The organism is Acetobacter orleanensis (assembly GCF_001581005.1).
GTDB lineage: Bacteria > Pseudomonadota > Alphaproteobacteria > Acetobacterales > Acetobacteraceae > Acetobacter > Acetobacter orleanensis.
Genome location: NZ_LHZV01000041.1, coordinates 18,921 through 32,258 on the forward strand (window position 1 = coordinate 18,921; position 13,338 = coordinate 32,258).

A 13,338-nucleotide genomic window follows, 5' to 3' on the forward strand; every position below is an offset into this window, starting at 1 on the left:
TGAAGAGAGTCTGTTTTCATGTCGCTCGACCTCGCGACCACCCGACGTATTGCAAAACTGGCCCGCATCGGACTTGAAGATGCCGAGCTTGAAACTGTCCGCCAGAAGCTGGACGGCATCTTGGGCTGGGTTGATCAGCTCTCCGAGGTGGATGTTGAGGGCGTGCCCCCCATGGTGGGCACCGAGACTGAGGCGCTGCGCCAACGGGACGACGCGGTGACGGACGGCAATTGCCGTGACGCCATTCTCTCCTGCGCGCCGGAAAAATCCGGCCCCTTCTACACAGTACCCAAGGTTGTTGAATAATGCTGACCGGACTGACGCTTACCGAAGCGCGCGCTGGGCTCGCAGCCCGCAAATTCTCTGCCCGTGAGCTTGCTCAGGCGCATCTGGACGCCATTGGTCGCCTGAATACGCAACTGAACGCCTATATTACCGTAATATCGGAGCAGGACGTTCTGGCCGCCGCCGATGCCGCCGACGCGCGTTACGCCAGTGGCGATGCACGGCTGATGGATGGTCTGCCGGTTGGCGTGAAAGACCTGTTCTGCACCAAGGGTGTAAAGACGACCGCCGCGAGCAAGATACTGGCAAATTTTGTGCCGCCGTATGAAAGCAGCGTGACGGCGCGGCTGCTGGAGGCTGGTTCAGTTTTCCTCGGCAAAACTAACCTTGACGAATTTGCCATGGGGTCCGCCAACATCACCTCCGCGTTCGGCTCCGTGCTGAACCCGTGGAAGCGTCAGGGGGACGATTCTGCTCTGGTGCCCGGTGGCTCGTCCGGTGGGTCCGCCGCTGCTGTGGCGGCTGGCCTTGCGCTGGCCGCAACCGGCACGGATACGGGCGGTTCCATCCGTCAGCCTGCGGCTTTCTGCGGGATTGTCGGGCTGAAACCGACCTATGGCCGGTGCAGCCGCTGGGGCACCATTGCCTTTGCAAGTTCTCTGGATCAGGCAGGGCCGATGACGCGCAGCGTGGCTGATGCCGGGCTGATGCTGGAAGCCATGGCAGGCTTTGATGAAAAAGACAGCACCAGCTCCAATCGCCCCGTGCCGGAGTTTTCCAAAGCTGTTGGTAAGAGCGTGAAGGGCCTGCGGGTTGGTATTCCCGCAGAATATCGCGCGCCCGGCATGCCGGAAGAAATTGCGAAAATGTGGGAGCAGGGTATTGCGTGGCTACGCGAAGCCGGGTGTGAGGTGGTCGATGTCTCTCTGCCGCACACCAAATATGGTCTGGCAACGTACTATATTATTGCCCCGGCAGAATGCTCATCCAACCTCGCGCGGTATGACGGCATTCGCTTTGGCGAGCGCAAGGATGCTGCCACGCTGGATGGCATTTATGAGCGCACCCGTGCGGAAGGCTTTGGACAGGAAGTACGCAACCGTATCCTGATGGGCACCTATGTCCTGTCTGCCGGATATTACGATGCCTATTATCTGAAAGCCCAGAAAGTCCGCACCCTGATCAAGCGGGATTTTGTGCAGGCTTTCGAGCAGGTGGATGTTCTGCTGACGCCCACCGCCCCGAGTGCTGCCTTCGCGCAGGGTGAAAATATGGATGACCCGGTGCAGATGTATCTGAATGACATCTTCACGGTACCAGCCAGCATGGCCGGGGTTCCAGCTATGTCCGTGCCGGTAGGGTTGGATTCCAGAGGTCTGCCGCTTGGGTTGCAGATTATTGGCCGACATTTTGATGAAGAAACCGTGCTGTCCGTGGGCGGCGCGCTGGAAGCGGCTGCGGGCTTTGCCCACAAGCCCGCCCTGCATGCGGAGGCAGGCGTATGAGCTACGTGATTGAAGGTAAAACCGGTAGCTGGGAAATTGTGGTCGGGCTGGAAGTCCATGCACAGGTTGTCAGCAAGTCCAAGCTGTTCTCCGGTGCTTCCACCACCTTCGGGGCAGAGCCGAACTCTCAGGTCAGCCTGATTGATGCGGCATTCCCCGGTATGCTGCCGGTTATCAATAAGGAATGCGTGGTGCAGGCCGTGCGGACCGGACTGGGGCTGAATGCCCGTATCAATCTGGAAAGCCGGTTTGACCGGAAGAACTACTTTTATGCCGATCTGCCACAGGGCTATCAGATCAGCCAGTTCGCGCACCCAATTGTGGGTGAGGGCACGATTGAAATCGAGCTGTCCAGCGGAGAGACCCGGAAAATCGGCATTACGCGCCTGCATATGGAACAGGATGCCGGGAAGCTGATCCATGATCAGGACCCCACCAAATCCATGGTGGACCTGAACCGTGCCGGTGTAGCGTTGATGGAAATTGTCAGCGAGCCAGATATCCGGGAGCCGGAAGAAGCCGGTGCTTACCTGCGGAAACTCCGCCAGATTCTGCGTTATCTGGGCACCTGTGACGGCAATATGGAAGAAGGCTCCATGCGGGCGGACGTAAACGTATCCGTGCGTAAGGCCGGTGAGCCGTTCCGTACGCGGTGCGAGATCAAGAACGTCAACTCCATCCGCTTTGTCATGCAGGCCATTGAGGTGGAAGCTGCCCGTCAGGTGGAAATCTGGGAAAACGGCGGCGAGGTTGATCAGGAAACCCGCCTGTTTGACGCCGCTCGCGGTGAAACCCGCACTATGCGTTCCAAGGAAGACGCGCATGATTACCGCTACTTCCCGGACCCGGACCTGCTGCCGCTGGTGATTGAGCAAGGCTGGGTAGACGCGCTGAAAGCGGCTCTGCCAGAACTGCCGGATGCCAAACGCACCCGCTTCCAATCAGACTACGGTATTCCGTTCTACGATGCCGGGGTGCTGGTTGCTGAGCAGTCTGTGGCCGATTTTTATGAAACAATTGCTAAAGGCCGCGATGGCAAACTAGCCGTCTCTTGGGTGACGGGGGACCTGTTTGCTGCTCTTAACCGCACTGGCAAGACCATTGAAACCAGCCCTGTCAGCGCGGAAGCACTGGGCAAGATGCTGGATCTGATTGCGGATGGCACCATCAACGGCAAAATTGCCAAAGAGGTGTTTGAAGACATGGTGGAAACGGGTGAAGGCCCGGATGCCATTGTGGAGAAAAAAGGTCTGCGTCAGGTGACGGATACCGGCGTGATTGATGCCGCGATTGATGCCGTTATGGCCAAAAATGCGGATAAAGTGACTGAATATCGCTCCGGCAAGGACAAGCTGTTCGGATTTTTTGTGGGGCAGGTGATGAAGGAAACCAAGGGGAAAGCAAATCCTGCGTTGGTGAATGATGCTCTCAAGGCGAAGCTGGACGGCTGACACTTTACGGAGTGCAGATTTTTTTTTGCAGGACGGCAAAATAACCTGCAAATAAGTCTTTTAGGGGGTTTGACGGAATGCTCAGAACCCCCTAAAAGCATCCCTGCAAACGTCGTGTACACTTCAATACTCTTCTTGCGGAGGGGTGGCCGAGAGGCTGAAGGCGACGGTTTGCTAAATCGTTATACGGGTAACCGTATCGTGGGTTCGAATCCCATCCCCTCCGCCATCCCATTGATTTAATTCGTTTATTTTTTGAATAATCTAATGGTTATTGTGAGGTCTCTTCCCACATAAGAAATCCCGTGTGTGGGGGATTTTGTGGGGTGGGGTGGGCTTAATCCAGCGCGCCTTGCTTAGAACTGAACCCGCTCCTGTTCCTCCACTGTCAAATACCCAGGATAGTTTTGCTCTGTGACGAAGATGGCGTGCAAGCCGGTAGATGTTCCCTCCCGCCTTGAGGCCTTAAGTCATCGTACAGCAAAAGCCTGCCGAAGATCGTGGACCCCAAAGCGCGTGACCTTGCCCCCTGAAATGCCCTCGATTTGAAGTAAGGTCTGTCCATTGAAGACAGACGATGAACAAAGCGCAACAGAACAACACATCAGGAAACAGCGTTCACCCTCTACCCAACCTTATCGAGCGGTTCTTCAATGAACTCAAACAGCTCTGCACCCTCGCAGCCCGCTACCAAAAATTAAAATCTACCTTTCTTGCTGCCGTTCAGTTTTCTTCAATTATCATCCTTACTTACCTGACGACACGCGGTGGAAAAGCATCAACGAAAAGAAAGCGCCCTTGCAAACCAGAGATCAACCATGGATTTGTTTAAAGCAGCGTTCATCATAGCGCCGACGGCCTGCAACATTCCCGCAACAAAAATAAAGCAAGCGCTACATGCATATTGATACTCTTATCGCCGGTAGAGAGGGGTTACCCGATCAGCAATCGGGCACCAAGTGCTGCAAACAAGGCAACGGGCATTGCTACGGCACCAATTTTCAGAAATTGTAAAAACCCGACATCTTCTCCCCCGCGCCGGATAACCTGAAGCCAGAGAATTGTGGCAAGAGATCCGGTTACGGACAGGTTGGGGCCAAGATCTACCCCGATCAGCAAATTATCAACAACAAGACGGGGAACGTGGGCCTGAGCAACAGCCTCACTGGTTATCAGCCCGGCGGGAAGGTTGTTCATGACGTTTGTTATAAACGCCAGTAGCGTACCGGAACCAAATGCTGCTGCCATTGGTGCAGCCTTTGCGGCATCCTGAAGCAGGTGGGCAATCTGCGCGACTAGCCCGGTACTATCGACAGCACCAACCAGCACAAACAACCCCGCCACCAGTGGCAAAACACCCCATGAAATGTCACGCACTAACGTAAGGGGGGAGCATTTTGCCAAAGCGGAAACACCGAGGGCCGTTATCAGACCGGCACATGCCGTTGGTAATCCAAGCGGGCTATCAAAAGCGGACACTGTGACGAGCAGCACCGCAGTCAACACGATACCTGCAAACGCCGCCTTACCGCCCACCGTTAACGGCACTATTTCAACCTGAGAGGCACATGCTTGCCGGAGATGTTTCCGCTCAAGCAGCCGCAGCACGAGATAGGTTGCAAGAATTGCCATGAGCGACGGAAGCGCGAATGACCTCATCCATGATCCCAGCGCAGGCAACGCTCCATCATATAGGACAAGATTGGCCGGGTTGGAAACAGGCAGCACAAAACTAGCGGCATTGGCTATCAGCGCACAGGCAAACAACAGAGGAAGTGCGTCAGCTTTGGCTCGGGTTGCCACAGCCAGCACGGCGGGTGTTAGCACCACAGCCGTGGCATCGTTGGACATGAAGGTCGTCACGACAATACCGGCCAGATAGACCAGCGTGAACAATTTGACGGTTGAGCCTGCGGCGTGATTAACCGCCCATGTCGCAATCCAGTCAAACAAACCGTTTATTCTGGCAGTTTCACTCAACAGCATCATGCCAGTCAGGAAGAGATAAACGTCTCCCCCCTTCAAAACACCCGAAACAGCCAAGGGAACTGGCATAAGTCCGGTCACGACAAGGAGCAACGCGCCTGCCACAGCCCATATCCATTCCGGCACGCGAAAAGGCCGGATGATGACGCACGCAGTTGTCAGCACGGCAATGGCCCAGATGACCTCATGAGACTGCATCATGCAGGGACACCGCCAGCAGAGCGCATGGTCGACGCGGAGCATGCCCAGAGTATCAGGGAGACAAGCGCAAAAGACCCCAGTGTGTAAAACGCCGTGGAATAGCCAAGACCTTCCGCAAGCCATCCGCCCAATGCGGGGGAAAGACTGGCTCCAATTCCCTGCGCTGTCATGACAACACCCTGCCCCACATTAACTCGTCCTGTTCCGTTAAGAAGGCGCGCCACCAGACCGGGGACAGCCACACTCTGAAGCCCTGCGCCAATACCATCCAAAAACTGCACGGGCCAGACACCCCAGTGCTGGATAAAGCACCCTGCGACCAGGCCGCGCACGGGCAGAGAGGCAAAAGAGACAAGCAGCACAATCCAGTAGCCGCGCTTGGCCACAAAACGCATGGCAAGCAAACTCACCCCAATCATAACAGCCTGCGCCACCACCACCGTCATGGCCGTAAACATGGCCGGATTGCCCTTGCCCGCGCTGACAACAGCCATACCGTAAAGGGGTAGCATTGCGGCGTTTCCTAAGTGGAAAAAACACAGACATGTTGCCAGAATAAGCAGAGGCTTATGCCGCAAAAACGAACGTAGCCCTTCAGCCTGCTCCTTGCGCTCTCCCGCACCGTCTTCCAGCCCACGCGCTGCCTGATGATCAATCGATTTTTCCGGAATCATCACAACAGAGGCAACGGCGCAGACACCAAACGCGATCTCGAGAAAGAAGATTGCGGACAGGCCAAAACGCCATCCCAGCCAGCCGGAAACTCCGGCCCCGACCATATTACCCGCATGGTTAAACGCCTGATTGCGACCAATCTGCGCGTTAAAGCCCTTCTGCCGCACAATGCCCAATGTCATGCCGGCCATTAGCGGGCCGATAGCCGCTCCGGCCACTGCCGTTGCAAGCTGGCTGGCCGTAACGACAAGAAGTGATTGAGACGTCAGCAACAACAAGGATGCTGAAATCGTGCATAAGGCAGCCAGAATAACAAGCAGACGTTTCTTGGTGGTGTGGTCAATAAACGCGCCCGCAGGAATTGTGGCGAGCATTCCGGCAATGCCACCTGCTGTCATGACGGAACCAATCGGCCCGGTATGCCACCCATGTTGCTGGAGAAAAACCCCCAGAAATGGGCCGATCCCGGCCTGTACGTCCGCCATAAAGAAATTCAAGGCACATAAAGCGAAGAGTGCGCGGCTTGAAATACCGAGGCGTTGCGGTGCTGCGGTCTCCAGACCAGTCGTAAGGGTGTGCGTCATCGCGCCATCTTCTCCAGATCGCAATACCTAACTGTGCAAAGTGTTATAGGTTACAGAGAACAAAAACGAGCACCCTGTGGGCGTAACAACACGCCAAACGGTGCTTATCCTGCCTGAAAAATCCCGTGAGAAATATCTCCGTCATCCCGGCTGTATGTGCGTCAATTCCGGTCCGTTGTCCACAGCCTCAAGCCACTCCCGCCGCAGGAGGGCGTATTGCAGGGTATTTTCATAAATCGGCTGACCCTGCGCATCCTTGGCAAAGGAAATAAACTCAATAAAGGTGCCTTCAAGCCGCATACCCAGTTTCTGACAAAGCCGCTGAGAAGCAATATTGTGGTCCTCCGCGTATGCATACAGTCGCCGCGCTTCTCGCACACTAAACAGAAAGGCAAACAGGGCTTTAGCAGCTTCAAACGCATATCCCTGCCCTGCAAAGTGCAGATTGAAATTCCAGCCGACAGACACTGTATCTTCCTCTGGCATAGCGAACAGATCACCAATAAGCTGGCCGGTATCTTTCAGGCATACGGCAATATACTCGTCATTTACACTACGCTTTATGGCCTCCGCGGCAGCAGCATTCTGATCCGCTACCTTCAACGAGAAAAAGCAGCTTGCACGCGGGTCATGCAAATAGGTGTATAAGGCAGGTCCATCAACTTCGCGAAAATTTCTTAGAACAAGCCGCTCTGTTTCTATACGTTCCATTGTGCCCTCCCTTTTTTTAAACAAATCATCAGGTTACGATATTTTTTGGTTTGCCTTATGGTTTTCCACACTCGATAGTATTATCGGCTGAAGTCTCTTACTGCCGGTTGGACAGCGTAACTTCATGGCTCGCTTTATCGGTTTTTTAACAGGAACTCGTCAGGAAGGATCACTAGGAAAGCTGCGGTAGTTTGCCAGTGTGACGAACACCACAACCGCCAGCAGGGCAATCAGTCCGGCAGAGGTCGTCAAAAGAATGGCATGTGTTTTGGTAAAAGCCGCCTTTGCGGCTTCAACCAGAGCAGTTCCTTGCGATGCCGGCAGTTCGGCCGCGACAATATAGCTGTCACCAATTGTGCGGGCCGACCGTTGCGCCAGAGCGGTTGGCAGGCTGGCAGGAAGCTTGATGATATGACTGAACACCCCCGACATGAAAACGCCGAACATAGTAATCCCGAGGCCCGAGCCGAGTTCATACCCCGTTGCCTCCAGAGCCCCCGCAGCACCGCCCTTGCTGGCGTCCACAGAACTCATGATCGCAATGGAGGACGCTGTAAGTCCGATGCTGAGCGCAAGCCCCAGTGCGGCAAGAGCAAACGGAACCCAGAAACCGGGCGTGTGAAAATCTTTTAGTGCCAGAAACAGCAACGCAGCAGCCGAAACGATGAGTGAAAGTGTCGCGACCAGACGCAGTCCAAACCGGTTTGATAAATAGCCTGCCACTGGGCTGCCGATGGCGGCCGCGACCATGATTGGGACCATGAAAATGCCAGCCTGTAGCGGCGACATGCCCAGCACATATTGCATTTCCTGCGCCAACGTCAGCTCAACCCCAGCCAGAGCGCCGGAAACAATAACACTCATCAGCAACCCGGCAATAATAGCCGGGTGAGACAGTAATGAGAGATCTAGCATTGGGGTAGGCGAACGAAGCTGTTTGCGGGCAAACAGCGCTAGACACACCACGCCAAATGCCGCCACTAGACCAATGGTTATCGACAGGTGCTGTTCGGCCGCAGCGGTCTTGATGCTATAAACAAGTGAAAGAATACCCGCGATCAGCAATAAAGACTGGCCGACTGACCATTTTCCGGGCGTTGTTTTCTCCCTACGAGGCAACAGAAAGTAACAGGCCGGAGCCACCAGAAGAATGGCGGGCACGTTGATGAGAAACACCGCACCCCACCAGAAATGCTCCAGAAGGCTCCCCCCGACCAGCGGCCCGACAGCCGCACCAGCAGCCCCCACCATACCCCAGACACCTAGAGCTGTGGCACGCTCTGCCTCATCTTCAAACGTCTTGCGGATAAGCCCAAGGACACAGGGGACAATCATGGAGCCACCCAACGCCAGAAAAATGCGGGCAGCAATAAGCATAAGGGCGCTCTGTGCGAATGCCGCAAACGCCGAGGCTAACCCGAAAACTATCAACCCGAGGAGCAGGAGGGTACGGTTGCCAACCCTGTCCGCCAAGGTACCCATCGGCACCAGTAGCCCGGCCATCAGCAAGGGGTAAATATCGATAATCCAAAGCACCTCAGTGCCAGACGCATTGAGGGATTGCGTCAGTTTTGGCACAGCCACGTGCAGAATTGTCATATCAAGAACGACTGGTAGAAAAGCCAGAATGACCGCCGTGAGGACAAGCTTACGGTCAGTAAGAACGGAATGAGTCGACATTATTGCACCAGATAAACGAGCAGGATGTCTGCAAGGATGCCGTATTATAAACGCTTTCAGGACGCTGTGCGCCACGGACTTTTTGCGCGCAAACTTTCAACGCCCAAAGAGCCGACACGTCCCAGCATAATCTACCGGGCTAGAATGAGACCCATGGCATTCCCGTTCTCTTTAAACGCAATCAACGGATAGAAAATCTGGTCATGCAAGACCGGGTCCAGACGGGTGCCGTTGTCCCGCAGAGTGACTGTAATCGCGCCGTCAGTTCTCTCCGCAACACTGTAGAAACCACGCATCTTTCTGGGCTACTTTACTGGACTTGTGATTCCCTTTGTCCTTCAGCACTTCACGCATTGGCATGAAGGTTATAGCAATTCAATTTTCGTGACATTGAGAGAGGGACCTGCCCGGAAGAGCAGTTTTTCCTTCTCATCTCAGGAAGCCCTTCTGGGCCTTACGTCAGGAGCCAAAAGCCGAGACTCTTTACCTATATCGGGAACGACTGCAATTTTTTTACAAAACGCATGACAACGCAAACTGGCGCAAAGATCTGGCGGTGCAACGCTATCATCTGTTTGAAGTGAGCACACATAGCACTTCGTTTTATCCATAAATAAATTTCATGGTTAAATGAAATAAAATCATTTTTATTCACCCATTAGCTCCGGCATAAAACGCTTACTGTTCTCACCAACATCAATGCCGAAAGCCACAGACTGCAGAGATCTGGAAAAATCAGAATCGACACTTTCTGATGAATGGATTCTGGTTTTTAGCAGACAAGAGGATACCGAATTACAATGATTAAAAATCCGACTTTTACGATCCGGCGGGTTTGCTTTGATGAGAATTATCATCCCTCAGATAATACACGCCTCACGACAAATTTTGCCAATTTAGCAAGAGGGGAAAGCCGTAAGGAAAATTTACGTCATGTCCTGAGAATGATCGATAATCGTTTTAATAGTCTCGCATCGTGGGATAACCCGAAAGGTGACCGCTATTCTGTTCAGCTCGACATCATCTCCGTCGAGATGAACGGTCATTTTGATGAAAAATGTGAAGCCTTTCCTCTCATTGAACTTCTGAAGACGACTATTTTTGATAAGAAAACTGATAACCATATCGCAGGCATAACTGGAAATAACTTCTCCTCCTACGTGCGTGACTATGACTTCAGTCTACTGCTCCCTGAACACAACAAAAATCAGTCTACGTTCAGCATCCCATCCAATTTTGGAGATTTACACGGCAACCTCTTCAAATGCTTCATACAGTCTGAAACTTATAGAGAAAGCTTCAGTAAACTCCCTGTCATATGCCTCAGCATTTCGACTAACAAAAGCTACTATCGTACAGAGAATCAGCATCCCATTTTGGGTGTCGAATATCAGCAGCCAGAGTTTTCATTAACTGATCAATATTTTCAGAAAATGGGTATGCAGGTACGGTATTTCATGCCGTCTAATAGCGTAGCTCCTCTCGCCTTTTATTTTTTTGGCGATCTGCTTTCTGATTATACCGATCTTGAACTTATCAGCACGATCAGCACGATGGAAACGTTCCAGAAAGTTTATCGTCCTGAAATTTATAATGCCAACTCTGTTGCTCCAGAGACGTATCAACCAAGCTTAACGCATCAGGATTATTCACTGACGCGCGTTGTATATGACCGTGAAGAACGTAGCAGACTGGCTATTGCGCAAGGGAAATTCACGCAGGAAAGCTTTATCAAACCCTACCATGCTCCTCTTGAGCAGTGGTCAGCCAGTTTCTCATCTTAAATTATAAAAATCATAAGGTCCAATCTCATGAAAACACTGTTACCCACTTCAACAGCAGGCAGCCTTCCCAAACCCTCATGGCTGGCTCAGTCAGAAACCCTCTGGTCACCTTGGAAATTGCAGGATCAGGCGCTAATTGAAGGCAAGCAGGATGCGCTCCGCCTGTCTCTGGATGATCAGAATCGGGCTGGCATTGACATTGTTAGTGACGGTGAACAAACGCGACAGCATTTTGTCACAACATTTATCGAACATCTTAACGGTGTCGATTTTGAAAATCGCCAAACTGTAAAAATTCGCAACCGATACGATGCCAGCGTACCAACTGTGGTTAGCGCTGTAACACGTGAAAAACCTGTTTTTGTTGAAGACGCCAAATTTCTGCGCGCTCTTACAGACAAACCCATAAAATGGGCGCTCCCCGGCCCAATGACAATGATTGATACACTTTATGATAACCACTATAAAAGCCGTGAGAAACTGGCATGGGAGTTCGCAAAAATCCTTAATCAGGAAGCGAGAGAACTTGAGGCTGCGGGTGTCGATATTATTCAGTTTGATGAACCAGCGTTTAATGTATTTTTTGATGAGGTGAATGACTGGGGAATTGCGACCCTCGAAAAGGCCGTTGAAGGTCTTAAATGCGAAACTGCTGTCCATATCTGCTATGGCTATGGCATAAAAGCCAATATCGACTGGAAAAATACGCTCGGATCTGAATGGCGGCAGTATGAAGAGATTTTTCCCAAACTACAAAAGTCCAGTCTCGACCTGATCTCACTTGAATGTCAGAACTCCCGGGTTCCGATGGACTTGATTGAACTCATTCGCGGGAAAAAAGTGATGGTCGGCGCCATTGACGTCGCGACCAAGACCATTGAAACACCAGAGGATGTCGCCAGAACACTCCGCAAAGCACTCCAATTTGTGGATGCTGACAAACTCTATCCATGCACCAACTGCGGTATGGCTCCCTTGTCTCGGCAGGTCGCTCTTGGCAAACTTAATGCCCTCAGCGCAGGTGCCGATATTGTGCGAAGAGAGCTTCTTGCCTAATTTCTTTCTACGAAAGTCGTAACGACTAAGAGCAGAAGTCGCCCACGTTACACACTTCGCCATCAGTCTGGTATCATGTAGCATTTCACGCCTGCATCATACCAGACGCATTGGTATCAAAAAATCTTTTAGAATCAATATGTTTTTCGATAATTCTTGATGCTTTATTTTTTGACAAGAGGCTATCTATACGGAAAATTGGTCTTATCCGTTTTTCATGCGGCACCATGCCTTATTCTGTATCAGCCATTTTCAGGGTAACGAATTAAGTTTTCTGTAAACATTACGCCTTGCAAGTAAGACTTACAGTCTCGAATATACGATATATTCACATAAATCCTGAATAAGGGGTGCAATAGGCGTTCATTAAAATGGACAGAACTGCTATATTTTCATGATGATAGAAATTTCAGGCACAAGCGGGGTCAGGGATGGATGTTCTTGAGCGCAGTCATCTCAAAATAATTCAGGAAGTCGCACGGGAAGGCTCCTTGACGGCCGCGGCACTCCGGTTGAATTTGACACAACCCGCGCTCAGCCATGCCGTACGGCGGGTTGAAAATCAACTTGGGGTTAAAGTGTGGCGGCGAGAGGGACGGTCTCTTGTGCTGACACAGGCTGGAGAGTGGTTGTTATCTCTTGCAAATCGTCTACTCCCACAATTTGAACTAGCCGAAAACCGGCTCGAACAATTTGGCAATGGTGAGCGTGGAACACTACGGATCGGCATGGAATGCCATCCTTGTTATCAGTGGCTTTTGAAAGTCGTTTCGCCTTATCTGGACCGATGGCCGAAAGTCGATGTCGATGTCCGGCAGAAGTTCCAGTTTGGTGGCATGGGGGCCCTCTTTAGCAACGAGATTGATCTTCTTGTCACTCCAGACCCGCTATATAAACCGGGCTTAAAATTTACTCCAGTTTTTGACTATGAACTTGTTCTGGTTGTTGGCGGAAAGCACCCTTTGCGCAATGCAAAATTTGCGGTGCCAGAGCAATTATCTGGTGAAACGCTGATTACCTATCCGGTGCCCTCCGAACGGTTGGATATCTATACTCAGTTTCTACAACCCGCTGGCATTGCTCCGCGCCAACAGAAGCAGATAGAAACTACAGACATCATGCTGGTAATGGTCGCCCATGGACGAGGCGTAGCCGCACTGCCCCGTTGGCTTGTGGATGAATATGCCGGGCGTTTTGACCTGCATCCCGTAAAACTCGGCAAAAATGGCATTGCGAAACAAATTTTTCTTGGTCAGCGAGAAACCGATGAGGATATTCAATATCTGCACGATTTTATCGAATTCGCGGCTTCACCATCGCAAGAAATATGAAATGATTTTCTGTAAGGATTAGCTACTAGGCAAGGTATTTTTCAGAATTTTTTCCGTATGCCGTATGCCGTATGCCGTATGCCGTATGC

General features: G+C 52.1%; 12 protein-coding genes and 1 tRNA gene. 8 read left to right on the forward strand and 5 right to left on the reverse strand.

The genetic code is table 11. The annotated features are described in order from the left end of the window. Positions 1-18 precede the first annotated feature (18 nt). The 5 genes from gatC (at position 19) to AD949_RS13580 (ending at position 4,073) form a co-directional block, all read left to right on the forward strand. Positions 19-306: an Asp-tRNA(Asn)/Glu-tRNA(Gln) amidotransferase subunit GatC gene (gene gatC / locus AD949_RS01835; protein WP_025829094.1), complete on the forward strand. Its 288-nt coding sequence runs from the start codon at positions 19-21 to the stop codon at positions 304-306. Continuing rightward, positions 306-1,790: an Asp-tRNA(Asn)/Glu-tRNA(Gln) amidotransferase subunit GatA gene (gatA, locus tag AD949_RS01840; protein ID WP_048835989.1), complete on the forward strand. Its 1,485-nt coding sequence runs from the start codon at positions 306-308 to the stop codon at positions 1,788-1,790. Before gatC ends, gatA begins: the two co-directional genes overlap by 1 nt. Next, positions 1,787-3,241, forward strand: a complete 1,455-nt coding sequence (gene gatB, locus AD949_RS01845; RefSeq protein WP_048835990.1) for an Asp-tRNA(Asn)/Glu-tRNA(Gln) amidotransferase subunit GatB — start codon at positions 1,787-1,789, stop codon at positions 3,239-3,241. Before gatA ends, gatB begins: the two co-directional genes overlap by 4 nt. A gap of 139 nt (positions 3,242-3,380) precedes the next feature. Then, positions 3,381-3,470: transfer RNA gene (locus AD949_RS01850), tRNA-Ser, on the forward strand. A gap of 348 nt (positions 3,471-3,818) precedes the next feature. After that, positions 3,819-4,073: a transposase gene (locus AD949_RS13580; protein WP_082064735.1), complete on the forward strand. Its 255-nt coding sequence runs from the start codon at positions 3,819-3,821 to the stop codon at positions 4,071-4,073. A gap of 101 nt (positions 4,074-4,174) precedes the next feature. On the opposite strand, the gene AD949_RS01855 is transcribed toward AD949_RS13580, so the two are convergent. The 5 genes from AD949_RS01855 to AD949_RS13950 form a co-directional block, all read right to left on the reverse strand. Then, entirely contained in the window at positions 4,175-5,428 is a 1,254-nt protein-coding gene (locus AD949_RS01855; protein WP_048835991.1) for an arsenic transporter, read from the reverse strand. Further along, on the reverse strand, positions 5,425-6,687 hold the full coding sequence (locus AD949_RS01860; protein ID WP_048835992.1) for an MFS transporter: 1,263 nt from the start codon (positions 6,685-6,687) through the stop codon (positions 5,425-5,427). The genes AD949_RS01855 and AD949_RS01860 overlap by 4 nt, the downstream gene beginning before the upstream one ends. 141 nt (positions 6,688-6,828) lie before the next feature. Then, positions 6,829-7,398, reverse strand: coding sequence for a GNAT family N-acetyltransferase (locus AD949_RS01865; protein WP_048835993.1), 570 nt, complete (start codon positions 7,396-7,398; stop codon positions 6,829-6,831). A 159-nt stretch (positions 7,399-7,557) separates the two neighbouring features. Continuing rightward, positions 7,558-9,078, reverse strand: coding sequence for an MFS transporter (locus AD949_RS01870; protein ID WP_048835994.1), 1,521 nt, complete (start codon positions 9,076-9,078; stop codon positions 7,558-7,560). A gap of 131 nt (positions 9,079-9,209) precedes the next feature. After that, positions 9,210-9,374, reverse strand: a complete 165-nt coding sequence (locus AD949_RS13950; RefSeq protein WP_156475910.1) for an ATP-binding protein — start codon at positions 9,372-9,374, stop codon at positions 9,210-9,212. Between the two features lie 504 nt (positions 9,375-9,878). On the opposite strand from AD949_RS13950, the gene AD949_RS01875 reads away from it, so the two are divergent. The 3 genes from AD949_RS01875 (at position 9,879) to AD949_RS01885 (ending at position 13,249) form a co-directional block, all read left to right on the forward strand. After that, positions 9,879-10,862, forward strand: a complete 984-nt coding sequence (locus AD949_RS01875; RefSeq protein WP_048835995.1) for a DUF1852 domain-containing protein — start codon at positions 9,879-9,881, stop codon at positions 10,860-10,862. 27 nt (positions 10,863-10,889) lie between these two features. Further along, on the forward strand, positions 10,890-11,918 hold the full coding sequence (locus AD949_RS01880; RefSeq protein ID WP_048835996.1) for a methionine synthase: 1,029 nt from the start codon (positions 10,890-10,892) through the stop codon (positions 11,916-11,918). Between the two features lie 431 nt (positions 11,919-12,349). Next, the gene (locus AD949_RS01885; protein WP_048835997.1) at positions 12,350-13,249 is read left to right on the forward strand and encodes a LysR family transcriptional regulator; all 900 of its coding nucleotides are present in this window, start codon (positions 12,350-12,352) and stop codon (positions 13,247-13,249) included. The last annotated feature ends 89 nt before the right edge of the window (positions 13,250-13,338 follow it).

Bases quoted from the DNA above. Each gene is read 5' to 3' on its own strand.
- gatA (WP_048835989.1), top strand. From the start codon at position 306: ATGCTGACCGGACTGACGCTTACCGAAGCGCGCGCTGGGCTCGCAGCC.
- AD949_RS01885 (WP_048835997.1), top strand. From the start codon at position 12,350: ATGGATGTTCTTGAGCGCAGTCATCTCAAAATAATTCAGGAAGTCGCA.
- AD949_RS13580 (WP_082064735.1), top strand. From the start codon at position 3,819: ATGAACAAAGCGCAACAGAACAACACATCAGGAAACAGCGTTCACCCT.
- gatB (WP_048835990.1), top strand. From the start codon at position 1,787: ATGAGCTACGTGATTGAAGGTAAAACCGGTAGCTGGGAAATTGTGGTC.
- AD949_RS01880 (WP_048835996.1), top strand. From the start codon at position 10,890: ATGAAAACACTGTTACCCACTTCAACAGCAGGCAGCCTTCCCAAACCC.
- AD949_RS01855 (WP_048835991.1), bottom strand. From the start codon at position 5,428: ATGATGCAGTCTCATGAGGTCATCTGGGCCATTGCCGTGCTGACAACT.
- AD949_RS01860 (WP_048835992.1), bottom strand. From the start codon at position 6,687: ATGACGCACACCCTTACGACTGGTCTGGAGACCGCAGCACCGCAACGC.
- AD949_RS13950 (WP_156475910.1), bottom strand. From the start codon at position 9,374: ATGCGTGGTTTCTACAGTGTTGCGGAGAGAACTGACGGCGCGATTACA.
- gatC (WP_025829094.1), top strand. From the start codon at position 19: ATGTCGCTCGACCTCGCGACCACCCGACGTATTGCAAAACTGGCCCGC.
- AD949_RS01875 (WP_048835995.1), top strand. From the start codon at position 9,879: ATGATTAAAAATCCGACTTTTACGATCCGGCGGGTTTGCTTTGATGAG.
- AD949_RS01870 (WP_048835994.1), bottom strand. From the start codon at position 9,078: ATGTCGACTCATTCCGTTCTTACTGACCGTAAGCTTGTCCTCACGGCG.
- AD949_RS01865 (WP_048835993.1), bottom strand. From the start codon at position 7,398: ATGGAACGTATAGAAACAGAGCGGCTTGTTCTAAGAAATTTTCGCGAA.